This is a genomic window from Lagierella sp. ICN-221743 (assembly GCF_037890055.1).
In the GTDB taxonomy this organism is placed as follows: domain Bacteria; phylum Bacillota; class Clostridia; order Tissierellales; family Peptoniphilaceae; genus Mediannikoviicoccus.
In genome coordinates, this window is the sequence record NZ_JBBKBD010000025.1 from 1 (window position 1) to 17602 (window position 17602).

Consider the following 17602-nt stretch of genomic DNA (forward strand, 5'->3'; position numbering starts at 1 on the left):
TAAAAATAAAGGAGCACTGTAAGGCACAGGCTCCTTTTTATTATTTTATTTTTACTTTTTGGAAAACTTTCTTTCCCTTTTGAATTATTATTTCTCCATCTTTAAAGTCATCTAATGTAACTTCCTTTTTAAAATCTGAAACGGCTTCTCCATTTAACTTAACACCATTTTGTTGAACAAGTCTTCTAGCTTCTCCATTTGATTTTGTTAAATCTAAATTTGTAAGGAGATTTAAAATACCAATACCTTCTTCAAAAATAGATTTTTCCATTTCAGTTGTTGGCATATTTTCATCAGATACATGACCTTCAAATAATGATCTTGAAGTTTCAAGGGCCTTCTTAGCCTCTTCCTCACCATGAACTAACTTAGTGATTTCATAAGCAAGGATTTCCTTTGCTTCATTTATCTTAGAACCTTCTAATGCGCCAAGTCTCTTACACTCATCAGTTGGTAGGAATGTAAGCATTAATAAGAATTTTTCCACATCAAGGTCATCAACATTTCTCATGTACTGGAATAGTTCGTATGGACTAGTCTTCTTTTCATCAAGCCAAACTGCACCCTTTTGTGACTTACCCATTTTAACACCTTGGGCAGTGGTAAGTAGCTTAAAGGTCATTGCATATACCTTGTCTTGCTCAAGCTTTCTTACAAGGTCATAACCACCAAGTATATTTGACCATTGGTCCGATCCGCCCATTTGAAGTTTAACTCCATGGTCTCTGTATAACTTCAAGTAGTCGTAGGACTGCATAAGCATGTATGAGAATTCGAAGAATGTAAGACCATCTTTCATTCTATTCTTATATGCATCAAGAGTAAGCATTTGGTTTACGTTAAAGTGAACGCCAATTTCCCTCATAAAATCTAAGAAGTTTAAATCCAATAGCCAGTCGGCATTGTTTGCAATAATTGCCTTACCATCTTCAAAGTCAATGAATCTTTGGAATTGATTGTAGAAGCACTGTGCATTATAATTAATGGTTTCTTTTGTCATAATTGATCTCATGTCTGATCTTCCAGAAGGGTCGCCGATTAAAGTTGTTCCACCACCAAGTAATGCAACAGGTATGTGACCGTGTCTTTGCATTCTCATCATAACCATTATTTGTATAAAGTGACCAATGGTTAATGAATCCGCAGTGGCATCAAATCCAATATAGAATTTAACAGGCTCTTTTCCTAGTAGCTCTTTTAGTTCATCTTCATAAGTGGCTTGTTCAAAATAACCTCTCTCCACCAACTCATCAAAAACATTGTCGTGTTCTAATTTGTAATCTATCATTTTTACCTCCAAAATAAAAAATCTTCCAATTGAAAGGACGCTAAACCGTGGTACCACCTTTCTTCACTGGAAGTCTCATTGCAATATAGGCTATTGCAGGCCTTGGACAAAGAAAGTTGTAATTCCCTTAAAAACCGTTACGAGTTAAGGTACTGGAAATCCTATAAGTCCATATTTTGTTAATGATATTATATCATATAAATAAAAAAACTCAAGCGCGGATTTTGCGCTCGAGTTAATTGTTTATAGCTTTTTAATTTCTGCCACAAGCCTGTCAAGATGTTCTTTTAAAATCTTTGTAGGTAATGCAACATTAAATCTTTCGTAGCCTTCACCTTCGGGACCAAAAGTCTTTCCAGGATTTGTAAATATACCTGCCTTTTCATAAAGGAATTTGTGTAGCGACTCTTCATCCATGCCAAGTGGTCTAAAGTCTACCCAGAATACATAAGTACCTTCCGCCTTTGAGTATGGAAGATTTAGTTTTGAAAATACCTCTTCACATAGTTTAAAGTTTTCATCAATTACTTGAAGTAGTTCCTTTAACCATGGAAGCCCTTCAGTGTATGCGTATTCACACGCCTTGTATCCAAGTACGTTAATTGAGTTTAAATGCATTTTTATAAGTTCATCTTTTAAAGCTTCCCTAAGTTCTCCGTTGGCAACAATAATATTTGAATTTTTTAGTCCTGCAATATTAAAACTCTTTGATGGAGCGGTGCATGTGATGATTATATTTTGTAAATCCTTTGAAAGACTTGCAAATATATGATGTTCATTTCCCGGTCTTATTAAGTCCATCCAAATTTCATCGCAAATAATTTTAAGATCATTTTCAAGGCAGATTTTTCCAACTCTTTCAAGTTCTTCCTTGCTCCAAACCCTTCCCACTGGATTATGAGGAGAACAGAATAGTAGTGCCTTGTTATTAGAATCTTTTGCTACCTTTTCAAGGGTATCAAAGTCGATTTCATATCTTTCGTTATGATTTAGAAGAGGAACATTTACTTCTTTAAAATTATTATTTTCAATTGCCGCAATCATCGGAGGGTAAATTGGTTTAAAAATTATTACTCCTTCACCTTCTTTACAAACTGATTTTAGCCCAGCGATAAATCCATCAACCACTCCGGGACTTTGAACAATCCATTCCTTTTCAATATTGTAATTATGTTGTTCTTTAAACCAATTTTTTACAATTTCTAAGTAAGAGTCGTAGGCCATGGTATAACCTAAGATACCATCGTCTAAGAAGTTTTTAAGTCCTTCTACTATGCAAGGTGGTGTGTGAAACTCCATGTCTGCCACTGAAAGTGGGACTATGTCGTCACTTACTTTGTCATAGCATTTATACATTAACTCCCATTTTGCGGAGCCAGTGTTTTTTCTAGATATTTTTGATTCAAAATCGTAATTCATATTGCCTCCTTAAAGTTTTTCTATAATTCTATTTTATCATAAATAACTGAAAAAAATATTTTTGATTTGCTTTTATTTTAGAAAAACCTCATTAGATGATAAAATAGGATTAGTATATCAGAGAAAAAGGAATTAGATATGATAGTAAAATTAAAACAAGAATTTGATAAGCAAAATGTAATGAATTTAATTTCTTGGTTTGAAAAGAAAGATTTGAAAATTGTAGAGACCAAGGGAGAAAATTCAATCGTGTTGTCCATAATCGGTGACACGAGAATGATTAATGAAACTTCTGTCAAGGCCTTTGACTGTGTTGACTCCGTGTATAGAATACAGGAGCCATATAAAGAGGCGAATATAAAATACCACAAGGATAAGGCAGTCATAAAAGTAAAAGATATTAAAATAGGTGGAGGAGACTTTGTTGTAATGGCAGGGCCATGTTCCGTTGAGTCAAGGGAACAGGTTTTAGAAGTTGCAAAAAAAGTTAAAGAGTCCGGAGCTAATATCTTAAGGGGAGGCGCCTTTAAGCCGAGAACTTCACCTTATTCATTCCAGGGCATGGGAGAAAAGGGAATAGAGTATCTGTTGGAGGCGAAGGAAGCTACGGGCCTTCCTATAGTTTCTGAAATAATGGACATAGATGACCTTCCATACTTTGAAGACGTAGACATTCTTCAAGTTGGTGCAAGGAATATGCAAAACTTTTCTCTATTAAAAAAACTTGGTAGCGTGGATAAACCCATACTTTTAAAGAGAGGACTTTCTGCAACCTATGAAGAACTTTTAATGTCTGCCGAGTATTTAATGGCCTGGGGAAATGAAAATATTATTCTTTGCGAAAGAGGAATAAGAACTTTTGAAACCGGTGTAAGAAATATTTTAGACATAACCGCCGTACCATATTTAAGACAGAGAACTCAGCTTCCAATTATTGTAGACCCTTCACATGCCAGTGGTGCATGGGAGCTGGTGGAACCACTTTCCATGGCGGCAACTGCGGTAGGAAGTGATGGACTTATTGTGGAAGTTCATAACAATCCAGAAAAGGCGCTTTGTGATGGCTCGCAGTCTTTGAAGCCAAAGAAGTTTGACCATTTGATGAAGAAAATTTCAATTATGAAAAAAGCATTAAAAGAGATAGAAGAATTAGATGAATAAGATTATAGAAATAAAGGTATCAAAGAGTTACAAGGTCCACCTAGGATATGAAAACTACAAAGACATATTGGACTATGTCACTAAAGAAAAAAAAGTTTTTATCATTACAGATGAAAACATGGAAAAGCTTCATCTAAAAGAACTTACAACAATTTTAGCTGAACATAATATTAAATATTTCAATTTTGTTTTAAAACCGGGCGAGGACTCTAAAAGTTTAGAAAATGTTGAGAGAATAATGAATGCTATGGCAGAGCAGAAGATGAGTCGCTCTGACATAGTGATTGCCTTTGGTGGAGGTGTTGTGGGCGACATTGCAGGCTTTTGTGCATCCATATACCAAAGGGGAGTAGAGTATATACAGATTCCAACCACATTACTTGCGGCGGTGGACTCTTCCGTTGGTGGAAAAACTGCAGTGAATTTAAAAAGCGGTAAAAACTTAGTTGGTTCATTTAAACAACCCCTTGAAGTTTTATGCAATCTAGATACATTTAAAACCCTTAACAAAGAAGAATTCAACAATGGTGTATACGAATGTATTAAATATGGAATTTTATTTGACAAAGATTATTTCAATATTTTTTTACAAGAGGACTTTGATGTAAATTCAAATAGACTTATGGAAGTTGTTGAAAGGGCAATAAAATTCAAGGCCAACGTAGTAATAGAAGATGAATTTGACTTTGGAATGAGGAGACTTTTAAACCTGGGACACACATTTGGTCACGGTATAGAACAGGCATCAAATTATAAAATTAAACATGGTTTTGCTGTAGGCCTTGGAATGGAGATTGTCTCTAAGATAAGTCGAAGTCTAAATAAAATTACAGAAGAAGAACTTGAAGAAATTTTAGCTGTGATGGAAAAGTATAGAAATATAAAACTACCTACAATTTCATCGCAGGATATTCTTTCATATGTGCTTGTGGATAAAAAAATATATGATGGAGTTATCAATATGATTATTCCGAACTCCATTGGAGAATGTGAAATTAGAGAAGTTGAACTTGATAAATTAAAGGAGCTTTACTACCTTGGAACGAATAATTGTTAAACCAAATAGTCTAAGTGGAAAAATAAAAGCCATACCATCAAAGACCTATGGTCATAGGATGATTATACTTTCTGCCCTTTCCAAAAAACCATCAAGGCTTATTATAGATGAATATAACGATGACCTGTTGGCAACGCTAAACTGCATAAGAGAACTTGGAGCAGATTATAGTATAGACGGAGAAGTTTTGACCATTTTTCCAATAAAAAAAGTGAATTCAAAACCATTATTAAACGCAGGGGAGTCGGGTTCAACACTTAGATTTATAATTCCCGTAGCAACGGCGCTATATGAAAACACAATTATAGATGCAAAAGGTAGTTTAAAAAGTAGACCTATAGAGCCATTACTAGATGGACTATCAAGTGCCGGGGTGAAATTTTCAGATACCACTCTTCCCATAGAGACCTTTGGAAAATTTCATGGTGGAGAAATAGAACTTCAAGGCCATGTGTCTTCACAATTTATTACTGGAATACTTTTAGCTTCTTCAGTTTTAGAAAAAGACAGTAGAATAATTTTAACAAGCGACTTGGAGTCGAAGGCATATGTGCATGTAACCGTCGATGTTCTTAAAAGTTATGGCATAGAAGTAACGAAGACCAGTGATGGATTTTTTGTAAAAGGTGGACAGAGTTTAAATCCACCGGTGGAAATTCAAGTTGAAGGCGACTGGTCAAATGCCGCCCCATTTCTTGTGGCAGGAGCGCTTCATGGCGAAGTTGAAATCAGTGGAATGAATAGTGAATCTATACAGGGAGACAGAGTTATATTAGATATTTTAAGATCATTTGGAGCAGATGTTATTATTTCAGACACAATAAAAGTGAAGTCAAAGGAAAAAAGACCTCTTAACATAGACATAAATGAATACCCCGACCTACTACCTGTGCTTTCCATACTTGCATGTGGAGCAAAGGGGCAGTCAGTTTTCACAGGTTGCCACAGACTAAAGATAAAGGAGTCGGACAGACTTACAAACTCCATGGAAATTATAAATCGTTTAGGTGGCGAGGCTTTCATAAAAGATGACAGTTTAATTGTAAATGGAATAGGACACCTTTTCGGTGGGAAGGTCGAAGGCTACGGAGACCATAGAATGGTTATGGCAGCAACAATAGCGTCAATAATTTCTGAAAATGAAATTGAAATAGATGGATTTTCTGCAATAAATAAATCTTATCCAAGATTTTTTGAAGACTTTAAGTGCCTTGGAGGTGAAGTAGTTGAGTTCAATAATAGGAAATAAATTTAAAATATCTTTATTTGGCGAGTCCCATGGCAAATGTGTCGGCGTTGTTATAGATGGAATGCCACCGGGATTTGAAATAGACATAGAGAAGCTAAAAAGTTTTTTAGATAGAAGGCGCCCAGGTTCATCAAAACTTGCAACGGCAAGAAGTGAAAGAGATAAACCAATTTTTATGTCCGGGCTAAAGGAAAATGTATCAACGGGATTTCCTCTATGTGTAATCGTAGAAAATGAAGATAAAAAATCTTCTGGCTACGACAACTTAAAAGAACTTCCAAGGCCATCACACTGCGACTACACAGCACTATTAAAGTATGGAGGTTTTGCAGATTTAAATGGATCGGGACATATGTCGGGACGACTTACGGCGCCAATTTGCATTGCCGGAGGAATTGCAAAGCAGATGCTTGAAAGTATGGGGATTTTTGTAGGAGCTCATCTATATGCAGTGGGCGATGTTAAAGATAAACAGTATGACCTTGTAAACTTAGACGCAGAGACTCTTAAAAAAACTGACAATACAAATTTTCCTGCAATTGATGAAAAGCAAACTGAAAAGATGAAGGAGCTTATTCAAACTACAAAGGATGACAAGGACTCCATTGGGTCTATTATAGAAGTTGGAGTTGTGGGAATTCCAAAGACTGTGGGCAAACCCATTTTTAACACTGTAGAAGGAAGGTTTTCACAAATGGCCTTTTCAATTCCTGGAGTTAAGGGCGTGGAGTTTGGTCTTGGATTTGACTGTGCAAAGTTAAAGGGATCAGAACATAATGATGATTATATTGTTATAGATGGAGATATAAAAACTTCGACAAACAATAACTCTGGAATAGTTTCAGGAATGACCAATGGAATGCCCATTGTGTATAGATGTGCATTTAAGCCTACGCCATCCATTGGAAAGATTCAAACTTCGGTCAATCTTAAAACCATGGAAGAGGAAAAACTTTTAATCGAAGGAAGACATGACCCATGTATTGGAGTTAGGGCAGTATCTGTAATGGAAGCTGCAACGTGCCTTGTATTAATAGATATGATTATGGAGGAAGGACTATGGCAAGAAATAAATTTGGACTTATAGGTAAGACTTTAAAACATAGTTTCTCACCGAAACTTCATGAATACCTTGGAGACTATAGCTACGAACTATTTGAACTGGAAACTGAAGAACTGGAAAACTTTTTTAAACGTGAAGATTTAAAGGCAGTTAATATAACTATGCCATACAAGGAAGAAGCCATGAAGTACTGCAATAAATTTTCTCCAGAAGCTCTAAGGATGGGCTGTATTAACACAGCTATTTGGGATGGAGAAGATATTGTTGGATATAACACCGATTACTATGGCTGCATGGAGATGCTAAAAGAGATTGACTTGGAGATAAAGGGAAGCGCCGTTGCTATACTAGGCGATGGATCCACATCAAAAACAGTAAGAGTTGCCCTTGAAGATATGGGAGCAAAAGAGATTATAAATATCTCCAGAAGAGGAGAAATTAAATTTGAAGAAATTGACAGATATAACCATGTGGAAGTAATTGTAAACGCAACTCCTGTAGGGATGTATCCTAACAACTTAGAGTCCCTTTTAAATTTAAAAGACTTTCCAAATTTAAAAGCCGTTGCGGACGTTGTGTATAATCCTCTTCGAACAAAATTGATTTTAGATGCAAAAAGACTTGGCATAAGAACAGCAACTGGTCTTAAGATGCTAGTGTATCAAGGAATAAAAGCAAACGAACTATTCTTTGAAAGAGAAATTGAAGAAGAAGGGGCCGAAAAAATCTACAACAAAGTCTACAGAGACGTTTCCAATATAGTCTTAATTGGAATGCCAGGATCAGGCAAGTCATCCTTAGGTCGTTCCCTATCCAAAAAACTTTCAAGGGGATTCATCGACCTAGACAGAGAAATTGAAAAAATAAATAATATGAGCATAAAAGAAATCTTTAATAACTATGGTGAAGAGGGTTTTAGAGAGTATGAAAGTGCTGCATGTAATATATATGGCAAGGAGACCGGAATTATTATTGCCACCGGTGGGGGAGTTGTGGTTGACAAAGAGAACTTTAATCCACTTAAACAAAATGGAATAATAGTTCAAATCGATAGAAAATTAAATAAACTTGCCACCAAGGGCAGACCTCTATCAAAGGGAGGCTTTGAAAGTTTAGTTAAACTACAAATGGAAAGAACAAAAAAATATCAAGACTTTGCAGATTTTAAAGTTGTAAATGTGTATCACCCCGACTGTGTGGAGGAAATAATAGATGAGTTCAATGAAATTACTGGTTGTTAATGGACCGAATATAAATATGCTTGGCATAAGAGAGCCGGAACTTTATGGAAAGGGAACATATATTGACCTTTGCAATCTCGTAGACAACTACTGCAGAGAGAAAGATATTGGAGTGGAGTTTTTTCAGTCGAACCATGAAGGGGATATTGTAGATACAATTCAAAATGCCTACGACAACTTTGATGGAATAATAATTAATCCCGCCGCCTATACCCACACCTCCGTTGCAATACTAGATGCATTAAAAGCAGTAGGCATACCTACGGTTGAAGTTCATATTTCAGACGTGAGCAAGAGGGAGGACTATAGACAAGTTTCTTTTATAAGGGATTACTGTAAAAAATCAATTATGGGGTTTGGATTTAAAGGATATTTAATAGCCGTTGACTATTTTGTTAAATTATTAAAAAAATAAGGTTCACATTTTGTGAACCTTATGGTATTTGAATAAGACTACTTTGTCTAAAGTCATCCACAAGACCGTCTTTAGTCATGCGAATTTCAGACTTCAAATCTTGACTTCCTACATTCTTATCATCTTTCAGATATTCTATTGTGTATGAAGCTTCGTAGTATTCAAATTCATCGGAAGCCTTATCTTTTTTTATTTCATTAATCTTTAAATCTTTAAGTACTATTTCCAATCCATCTTCATTATGTGCAGTTCCTAACCAGATTAATGGGTTTACCCCTGCAAAGTTTTCATAGCCTGTTTCTGTCATAAGTGGTTTAAACATATCTTCTAAATACTTATCCAGTTCAGTTTTTTCATTTGAATCTTCATCTACACCTTCACCGAGAGCTTAGTTTTCAGCTGAAGAAAACACATCACTATCATCTGGTTCTGGGACATAAGCTTTTTTTATAAATTTGTCAACTTTATCCACGTTAGAACTACTTTCTGCACAGCTTATAAATAAACTAAGTGTCAGTGCAATAGCCATGATTAAAATACTTTTCTTAAAACTTTTTTTCATAAAGACCTCCTTGTATATTTATAAATATTATAATTCAATCTCAAAAAAAATCTAACTCTTTGTAATAAAATCATTGCCGCAGTTTTTGCAATGGACTTTTATTTTGCCCTTACCTCTTGGAACTTTCATTTCCGTTTTACAATTTGGACATTTTAAATATTTATAATCCTTTAAGTTTTTCATTTTATTTTTCTTTCTTCCAAAAAAACTTAAAAACTTTCTTCTAAGTGCGAGATAGTCCTGGTTTTCTTTTGCCCTTTGCACTGTGTTTCTTGAAAATATTATATAATTTGAATAAAACACACAGGCAAATCCAAATAATAGAATAAAATTACCAAATGTATTTTGTTTAAGAAATAGAGATATAATTAACATAACCATTCCTAAAGTGGATAAAAATCTTGAGAAGTGATTTATTCCATTACGCCCCTGCATGAATTTATAAAACCAATTTTTCATTTTTGCTCCTTCCATAAGTATGTGTATTTACATAATATTATCTCAAGTACAAATTAATTGTTCCTTAAAATTTTTTTGAGAGCATATTAGGGTTTGCTATGGTATGAATGTTTTGATATAAAGTTAAAAAAATTTGCATTCACATTTGCTCTTTGTAATAGAAATATAAATATAAGTTTTAGAATGATTCACAGCATTATTGACAACAACTTGGTTTTTAATGTTTTTTTAAAAAGAAAAAAATAATTTACAAGTGAAAAAAAATAAGCTATAATATGTACTGATAATGATATTAATTATCAAATAGCTAAACTTAAATTATAAAAGAAAGGAATTGGTAAAATGAAAATAAAAAAGATTACTTCATTAGGATTAAGTGTAGTTTTAATTTTATCTAATGCAAATTTGGTGTTTGCAAATCAGAAAAAAATTGAAGTGGAAAGAATTTCTGGCAAGGACAGATATGAAACGACAGAAAATGTGGCAAGAAGAGCTTTGTCGTTAGGTTGTGATAAAAAGTATTTTGTAGTAGCTGATGGAGAAAATTATCCAGACGCATTAAGCGCAGGAGCAAAAATTGCATCAACAGGGGGATTGCTTCTTTTGGGAAATGAAAACGCAAGAAAATTACCTGATGATTTGATGAAAAATGTTAATACTATTAATGTTTATGGAGGGAAAGTAAAAGTAAATGAAGTAAATGTAGAAAAAACATTTGGAAAAGATAGATTTCAAACTTCTGAAAAAATAGCAAATAAAACTTATCCAAATGCAACTGATTATGTAGTTGTAAGTGGGAAAAATTTTGCAGATGCTCTAAGTGGTTTAAATATAGCTAAAAAATATGATGCACCAATAATACTATCTGAAGTACAAGAAATTCCGACCAAAAAATATATTCAAGATAAAAAAGGACATGGTGTAGGAGGAAAGAGTGTTTTAAATGTAAAAGGGATGAATGAACAAATCTCAGGATCTGATAGATATGAAACAAATTTAAAAACTCTTCCTAAAGAAGCTAAAAACATTATTATAACAAGCGGGAAAAATTATCCTGACGCATTAGCTTCTTCATCTCTTTTGGGAGCTTTAGAAAAATCGTGTCTTATGATAGTTAAAGATACTTTAAACAAAGAACAAATAGAGTATATACGCAAAAATAATGCTAAAGTCTACATAGTTGGTGGAGAAGATTCTGTAAACAAAAATATAGTTAAACAAATTGAAAATATAAATACGAGTGAAGAAACTAATAATACAAAACCAAATGTGGAAGGAAATAAAGCAAAACCACCTAAAGAAGAAATAAAGAAAGCGAAAGAAGAACTAAAAAAATACTTAGATACTGTAGATGAAACTTCACTGGAATCGAATGCTATAAATACAGAAGCTAATACAAAAGCTTTAGAAGATTTAAAAAAAGAACTTAAAAGAGCAAAAGAGCTTTTGAACGATGATGATATAGATAAAGAAAAGCTTGAAGAAATTCAAAATATGCCTTTTAAAAAAGTTGGGAAAGAAAAAAAGGGAAAATTTAAATCGCTTTCCAAAAAGGTTATTGTAGATTTTAAAGTTATTGGCAAAGAGATAACTAATGAACATAACAATAGAAAATATAAGATTATTGAAGGCGATAAGATTAGAATAAAAACTTCTATAGAAGATTTAAGTAATGATAACACTAAGAAATCATATATAAAATTAAACTATGTTACCGATAGTGATTATTACAATGCCAAAGTAGATTCAACTTCATCAGCTACTCCTAAATATAAAAAGCAGGAAATTCCTACAACTGACTATACAGTTAAAAAAGTTGGAGAAGAATATGAAATTGAGATTTTAAAAATGCCTGAAAATGCAAAGATTATTAAACCCGTTATCTTTGTTAAATTTGCAGAAAACACTTATTTTGAAAATGGAACTTTAGTTTTTGTTCAAAATGAAATAACAAGCGATAAAATCAGTGTAAAAGCGTATACAGAGCTAAAAGATGAAATGCTTAAAAATGCACTTAAAAATGTTCCTAATGGGGCGAAAATTACTGTAAAAAGCAAGCCAAAATTAAATAAAGTGGGAGAAGAGAAAGCTATACTGGAAGTTGAAATTAATGGTAAAAAGAATATTGTTGAGGTAATTGTTGAAATTACAAATTCTTATGCATTAAATCATATACCAAGACCGAGAATGGTAAATCAAATTAATGAAAAAACCTATCCTGAAGTAAGTGAAGGTCACACAATAAATTGGAAGAATGTTCTTGAAGGTGCTTTAAAGAACTCTTTATATAAAAAGGTTGAGGTTTTAACTATACCTACTGAAGAGGAACTGAAAGAAATAGGCCCAAAAAGTATAAGATATAGAATAACTTTTAAGGATGATAGTGTAAGAGAATTTGATTTAACTTCTTTAAATATAGTTAAAAGTAATGCTTTTGAAAATGAACCAGAGATAACACCTTTAACTATAAATTATGATGAAGAATTAACCGAAGAAAAATTAAAAAGTGCTATAACAAACTTAACAGATCAAATGAAAGAGAATGAAAAAGGATACTATTTCAGAGTGATATCAAAACCAGATGTAGAAGAATTAAAAAAAGTGGGAAACTATAGTGCTAAAGTTCTTTTGGTCTATGGGGATGCATCTTTTAGGGAAGTTGAAATACCCATAGAGGTAACTGCGAAAAAAACTATGCAGATAGAACTTATCAAAAATACAATTGCAAAAGATGAAGTTTTTTATGCTTTATTGAGTGATAAAAATTTACATCCGACAGAAGGTTTTAAAGTATTCGTTAGTAATAAATCTACTTGGGAAGAAATAGAAAATCCAAAGATAGTATCATCTTCAGATCCTGAACATGCCGACAAGAGAACATTACAAATTCCAAAAGACTATTTTAAGGAAAATGGAGACTATACGATTAAATTCATACAAGAAGGATACAAAGATAAAGAGCTGTCTTTTAAAGTTGCTGATAGAGTGAGAACTGTTAACTTGTCCTGGAAAAACAACTATGTTTACAAAGATATGGACTCTTTTGAGATAGAAGGAGAAAAAGGATGTAAACTGGATATTAAGTTTAAAAAATGGCAATTCTCGGAAGAATACATTGCTGTGGAAGATAAATTTATAACTGAAAAAGACGGAATATATACAGTTGACTTAAAAAGTATAAAAGATAAGATAAAAGACTGTTCACAAATACAGTTTTATGCTAAGAAAGAAGGATTTGCAGACAGTGATGTAATAGTAATTTCGTATAAAGAAAGAGAAAGTTTTGATAAATATAATATAGTTGATTTTGAAATAACAAAAAATCCTTATAAGTTAAAATATAAAGAAGGAGAAAATTTTGATCCAAAAGGTATGGAAATAACTTTAAAAGACAATAAAGGTAAAACAAAGGTTATAAAATCAGATGAATTTGCTTCTTTTGGAGTGATTATAAATCAATATGGTGTTTTAACCAAGGGAACAAAGTCTATTTTAATATCATTAGGATATATTTATAAGGAACTTAATATAACAGTTGATGCAAAGTAGAGTTTAAAGAACATAAAAACTAAAAAATATTTGACACCATAATAAATTTAGTGTACAATATCATGGTGTTAAAAAAGACTGTCCCGGTCCTTTTTAACAATATACAAAAATCGCCTGGTGGCCAAGGGTGCGATTCATAAATGCTTGGTGGGAAAATAATCGCCATTTGACAGCGATGTCAAAATAGTCAAAATATTGTAAAAAAGGAAAGGAAGACAGAATGAAAAGCTATAATGTAAAAGCGAAAGACATACAAAGAAAATGGTATGTTGTTGACGCTACAGACAAAGTTCTTGGAAGACTTGCAAGTGAAGTTGCAGCGATTCTAAGAGGTAAGAACAAGCCTATATTCACTCCAAATCTTGACACTGGTGACTATGTAATAGTTATCAATGCTGATAAGATTAGAGTAACAGGAGACAAGAACAAAAAGAAAATCTATAAGAAACATACAGGTTACCCTGGTGGATTAAGAACTACTACTTTCGAAGAGCTTATGGCAAGAAAGCCTGAGAGAGCAATTGAACTTGCAGTTAAGGGTATGTTACCTAAGAACAGATTAGGTAGAGATATGTACAGAAAACTTAGAGTTTATGCCGGTGAAGATCACGGACATGAAGCTCAACAACCTGAATCTATAGATTTAGCATAGGAGGAGAATAGATGGCTGATATACAATACTTGGGAACAGGCAGAAGAAAGACTTCTGTTGCAAGAGTAAGATTAGTTCCAGGAAATGGTAATTTTGTTATAAATAAAAAACCTATCGATGAGTACTTCAATTATGAAACATTAAAAGTTATTGCTAGAGAACCTCTAACACTAACTGAAAACTTAGACTCATACGATGTTTATGTAAATGTTAAGGGTGGTGGATACACTGGTCAAGCAGGAGCAATCCGTCATGGAGTTTCAAGAGCGCTTCTTAAGGTTGATGAAGAATTAAGACCAACTTTAAAGAGAGCTGGATTCTTGACTAGAGACCCTAGAAAAGTTGAGCGTAAAAAATACGGTCAAAAGAAAGCTCGTAAGAGCCCACAATTCTCAAAGAGATAATATTTCAAGCCTTGGACTTATGTCTGAGGCTTTTATATTTTATTTGAGCCTTAAGTTTTAAAAAACATTTATAAAATGATACAATAAAATTAGTAACTGTAAAGAGTTAATGATTTTAAAAATTTTATTAAATTGATTATCGCGTGATTACTATTTATTGTTTTAATATTGAACTATGGAGGATTGAATGAAAGCATTGGTGGTTGGTGGAGGAAAACTTGGATTTAAGCTAGCTTCTGCCCTTGTTGATGAAAACTGTGAAGTTACAGTTGTTGATAATAATGAGGATGTAATTGAAAATATTTTAAACACATTGGATGTACTTACAATAAATGCCAATGCTCTTGATATTGAAGTTTTACAAGAACTGGATATCTCTACTTATGATGTGGTAGTGGCAACTACGACAAATGACGAAGCAAATGTAATTTTAAGCACAATTTCAAAAAAACTTGGTGCAAAATATGCCATTGCCAGGGTTAGAGATCCTGAATATAAGATGCATATTGAGTTTATCAGTAAAGAATTAAATATCGACAAGATAATTAATCCTGACAATGCAGCTGCCAGAAGTATTGAGAAGTATTTACTAAAGCAGTACAAACTTTATTCTGATAGCTTTGCAGATGGCAAAATAAAACTTGTGGAGTTTAATATTGGAATTGATGAAGACTTTGTTGGCAAAAAGGTAATGGATATAGAGTCATTTGAAAACTTACTTATAACTGCTGTATCACGAAAAGGGGTTGCCATAGTTCCTAATGGCAATACACTTCTTTGTGAAAATGATGTAATACTACTTGGTGGAAAATCTGAAGACATTGAAAAATTTGATAGAGACCACTCAGGAGTTAAAAAGGTTAAAAATATAAAAAAAGTATTAATTGTAGGGGCAGGAAAAACAGGATTTTATCTTGCGCAAAATCTTTTGAATGATGGACTTGATGTAACCATTGTTGAAATAGATAGGCAAAAATGCTATGAAATAAAAGAAAAACTTCCTCAAGCAGAAGTAATAAATGGGGATGGTACAGACTTAAATATTCTTGAAGAAGAGATGATTCAAACATTTGATGCCTTTGTAGCTACTACCGGAATAGACGAGGCAAACTTGCTTATAGCCTTAGTTGTTAAACAATTTGGTGTTTACAAATCCGTTGCAAAAGTATCTAGAACCAATTATGATTCAATACAGGATAGACTGGATATTGATGCAGTGTTTAATACTTCTTATATAGTGGCTGCTGAAATTTTAAAACAACTTAGAGGCGGACAGGCAATTTCTGTAAATCTTTTATTAAATGGGCAAGTTGAAGCCACTGAGTTAATTATACAATCTGATGTTTTAGTTTGTGGGAAAAAGCTTAAAGAGATTAACCTTCCAGAAGGTATTTTGATTGTAGCTGTTATAAAAGGAGATAAGACCATAATTCCAAATGGGGATACAATTTTGTCAGAGGGAGATAGAGTAGTACTCTTCAATGCTCATAGTGAAGCTCAATCTATGAAAAAATATTTTCACATAGATAACAGTAAGAAGCCTTTATTCAATAAGATTAAATTTACAAAGTAGGTATTTATATGAATAAAAAACTAATAGTTAAAATTTTAGGAATAATACTTTTGATTGAAGCTGCTTTTATGCTTCCATCACTTTTAATCTCGCTTTACATGAAGGACCAATCACATACTGGGTTTTTAGTTGCTATTTCAATACTCGTAGTTCTTTTTGTGGCAACGAAATTTATAAAAATTACAGACTATACACTTGCGCCTATGGATGGTCTGTTTATAGTAGGTTTTTCATGGATACTTATTTCAATATTTGGAGCTATACCTCTATTTATAGACACTGAGCTTGATTTTGTTTCATCATTTTTTGAAATAGTTTCTGGTTTTACCACAACGGGAGCATCTGTTATTGGAAATATAGAAGCTATTCCAAAGTCAGTAGTATTTTGGCGAAGTATAACTCACTGGATAGGCGGAATGGGGATTTTGGTTTTCACAGTTTCCATACTTCCACGTCTGGGAGTTGGAGGTTTTCAAATATATAAAGCCGAATCACCGGGTCCAGTTGCAGGAAGGATACAATCCACAACTTCTGGATCAGGGAAGATACTTTACAAAATTTATTTATTTATAACGCTTATAATATTTTTGTCCCTAGTAGCAACTGGAATGACTGTGTTTGATGCAGCTATTCATACCTTTGGAGTAACGGGAACTGGAGGTTTTTCATCCCATAACGACTCCTTGGCAAGGTATGGCACACCAACCATCGTTGTGTTAAGTATAGCCATGTTCGTATGCGCTACAAACTTTAATATATATTTTTTAGTTTATAAGAGAAAGTTTAAGGAAATAATTAACAATGATGAACTTAAAATGTGGTTTATACTTATAGCAATAGCTATTATAACCATTTCAACATGTCTATTTAAAAATGGATATGGGAGCTTTGGCCTTTCCCTTAGGGACTCGGCGCTTCAAGTTACTTCCATATCTTCAACATCGGGTTTTGCCAATACCGACTTTGACCTATGGCCAAGCTTTGCAAAGACGATATTATTTTTGCTTTACTTTATGGGTGGATGTGCAGGGTCAACGGCTGGAGGATTAAAAGTTGTAAGAGTAACTGTGTTATATAAACTGGTTAAGAGAGAAATTAAAAAGACAATTCACCCTAAAGCTGTAGTTCCCATAAGACTCAATGGAAAAAACTTAAGTGAACAAGTGGTACTTGGGATTTGTGCCTTCGCAGCTGTTTACTTCTTTGTGTTCTCATTTTCAACTGCCATGATAACACTGGATGGCCACGACATAAGAACCAGTATGTCATCGGTTGCAACATTTTTATCAAATGTTGGGCCAGGTTTCTCAAAGGTGGGACCAACAAAAAACTTTACTTTTTTTAACTGGGCATACAAACTCTACTTTAGTTTTTTAATGCTTTTAGGTAGACTTGAATTCTTTACATTAATAGCATTAATATCTCCGAGAAGTCCTAAAAAGGAATTAATAAAAATATAAAAATAAAATGTAAAACAGTAAGTCAAAAAGGATTTACTGTTTTTATTTTA

16 protein-coding genes are annotated in these 17602 nt (G+C 33.3%); 11 read left to right on the top strand and 5 right to left on the bottom strand.

Annotation, left to right across the window (positions count from 1 at the left end; genetic code table 11):
- Positions 1–40 precede the first annotated feature (40 nt).
- Both tyrS and WKS98_RS09030 read right to left on the bottom strand, forming a co-directional pair.
- Positions 41–1288, bottom strand: coding sequence for a tyrosine--tRNA ligase (gene tyrS, locus WKS98_RS09025; RefSeq protein ID WP_498918692.1), 1248 nt, complete (start codon positions 1286–1288; stop codon positions 41–43).
- Positions 1289–1531: 243 nt separating this feature from the next.
- Positions 1532–2707 carry a MalY/PatB family protein gene (locus WKS98_RS09030; protein ID WP_498918693.1) on the bottom strand — a complete coding sequence of 392 codons (1176 nt, stop codon included), beginning with the start codon at positions 2705–2707 and terminating at the stop codon, positions 1532–1534.
- A 138-nt stretch (positions 2708–2845) separates the two neighbouring features.
- Between WKS98_RS09030 and aroF the strand changes: the two genes are divergently transcribed.
- From aroF to aroQ, 6 genes are read left to right on the top strand one after another with little or no spacing between them, the layout of a single operon-like run.
- Complete coding sequence (aroF, locus tag WKS98_RS09035) at positions 2846–3868, top strand: 3-deoxy-7-phosphoheptulonate synthase (RefSeq protein ID WP_498918695.1); 1023 nt, start codon at positions 2846–2848, stop codon at positions 3866–3868.
- Entirely contained in the window at positions 3861–4925 is a 1065-nt protein-coding gene (aroB, locus tag WKS98_RS09040; protein WP_498918697.1) for a 3-dehydroquinate synthase, read from the top strand. The genes aroF and aroB overlap by 8 nt, the downstream gene beginning before the upstream one ends.
- Positions 4906–6174: a 3-phosphoshikimate 1-carboxyvinyltransferase gene (gene aroA, locus WKS98_RS09045; protein WP_498918698.1), complete on the top strand. Its 1269-nt coding sequence runs from the start codon at positions 4906–4908 to the stop codon at positions 6172–6174. Before aroB ends, aroA begins: the two co-directional genes overlap by 20 nt.
- On the top strand, positions 6152–7261 hold the full coding sequence (gene aroC, locus WKS98_RS09050) for a chorismate synthase (RefSeq protein ID WP_498918700.1): 1110 nt from the start codon (positions 6152–6154) through the stop codon (positions 7259–7261). Before aroA ends, aroC begins: the two co-directional genes overlap by 23 nt.
- Positions 7234–8478, top strand: coding sequence for a shikimate kinase (locus tag WKS98_RS09055; protein ID WP_498918701.1), 1245 nt, complete (start codon positions 7234–7236; stop codon positions 8476–8478). The genes aroC and WKS98_RS09055 overlap by 28 nt, the downstream gene beginning before the upstream one ends.
- The gene (gene aroQ / locus WKS98_RS09060; protein WP_498918717.1) at positions 8459–8893 is read left to right on the top strand and encodes a type II 3-dehydroquinate dehydratase; all 435 of its coding nucleotides are present in this window, start codon (positions 8459–8461) and stop codon (positions 8891–8893) included. Before WKS98_RS09055 ends, aroQ begins: the two co-directional genes overlap by 20 nt.
- Before the next feature lie 19 nt (positions 8894–8912).
- On the opposite strand, the gene WKS98_RS09065 is transcribed toward aroQ, so the two are convergent.
- The 3 genes from WKS98_RS09065 to WKS98_RS09075 form a co-directional block, all read right to left on the bottom strand.
- Positions 8913–9215: a hypothetical protein gene (locus tag WKS98_RS09065; RefSeq protein WP_498918703.1), complete on the bottom strand. Its 303-nt coding sequence runs from the start codon at positions 9213–9215 to the stop codon at positions 8913–8915.
- A 66-nt stretch (positions 9216–9281) separates the two neighbouring features.
- Positions 9282–9455: a hypothetical protein gene (locus WKS98_RS09070; protein ID WP_498918705.1), complete on the bottom strand. Its 174-nt coding sequence runs from the start codon at positions 9453–9455 to the stop codon at positions 9282–9284.
- Positions 9456–9506: 51 nt separating this feature from the next.
- Positions 9507–9914, bottom strand: coding sequence for a hypothetical protein (locus WKS98_RS09075; RefSeq protein WP_498918707.1), 408 nt, complete (start codon positions 9912–9914; stop codon positions 9507–9509).
- A 342-nt stretch (positions 9915–10256) separates the two neighbouring features.
- Between WKS98_RS09075 and WKS98_RS09080 the strand changes: the two genes are divergently transcribed.
- From WKS98_RS09080 to WKS98_RS09100, 5 genes are all read left to right on the top strand, one after another.
- Complete coding sequence (locus WKS98_RS09080; RefSeq protein ID WP_498918709.1) at positions 10257–13463, top strand: cell wall-binding repeat-containing protein; 3207 nt, start codon at positions 10257–10259, stop codon at positions 13461–13463.
- Between the two features lie 220 nt (positions 13464–13683).
- Positions 13684–14115 (top strand): 50S ribosomal protein L13, encoded by a 432-nt coding sequence (rplM, locus tag WKS98_RS09085; protein ID WP_498918711.1) that lies wholly within the window; start codon positions 13684–13686, stop codon positions 14113–14115.
- An 11-nt stretch (positions 14116–14126) separates the two neighbouring features.
- A complete protein-coding gene (gene rpsI, locus WKS98_RS09090) occupies positions 14127–14519 on the top strand; it encodes a 30S ribosomal protein S9 (RefSeq protein ID WP_237036123.1) in 393 nt (130 codons plus the stop codon).
- A 187-nt stretch (positions 14520–14706) separates the two neighbouring features.
- The gene (gene trkA, locus WKS98_RS09095; protein WP_498918714.1) at positions 14707–16092 is read left to right on the top strand and encodes a Trk system potassium transporter TrkA; all 1386 of its coding nucleotides are present in this window, start codon (positions 14707–14709) and stop codon (positions 16090–16092) included.
- Positions 16093–16100: 8 nt separating this feature from the next.
- On the top strand, positions 16101–17552 hold the full coding sequence (locus WKS98_RS09100; protein WP_498918715.1) for a TrkH family potassium uptake protein: 1452 nt from the start codon (positions 16101–16103) through the stop codon (positions 17550–17552).
- Positions 17553–17602: the final 50 nt, after the last annotated feature.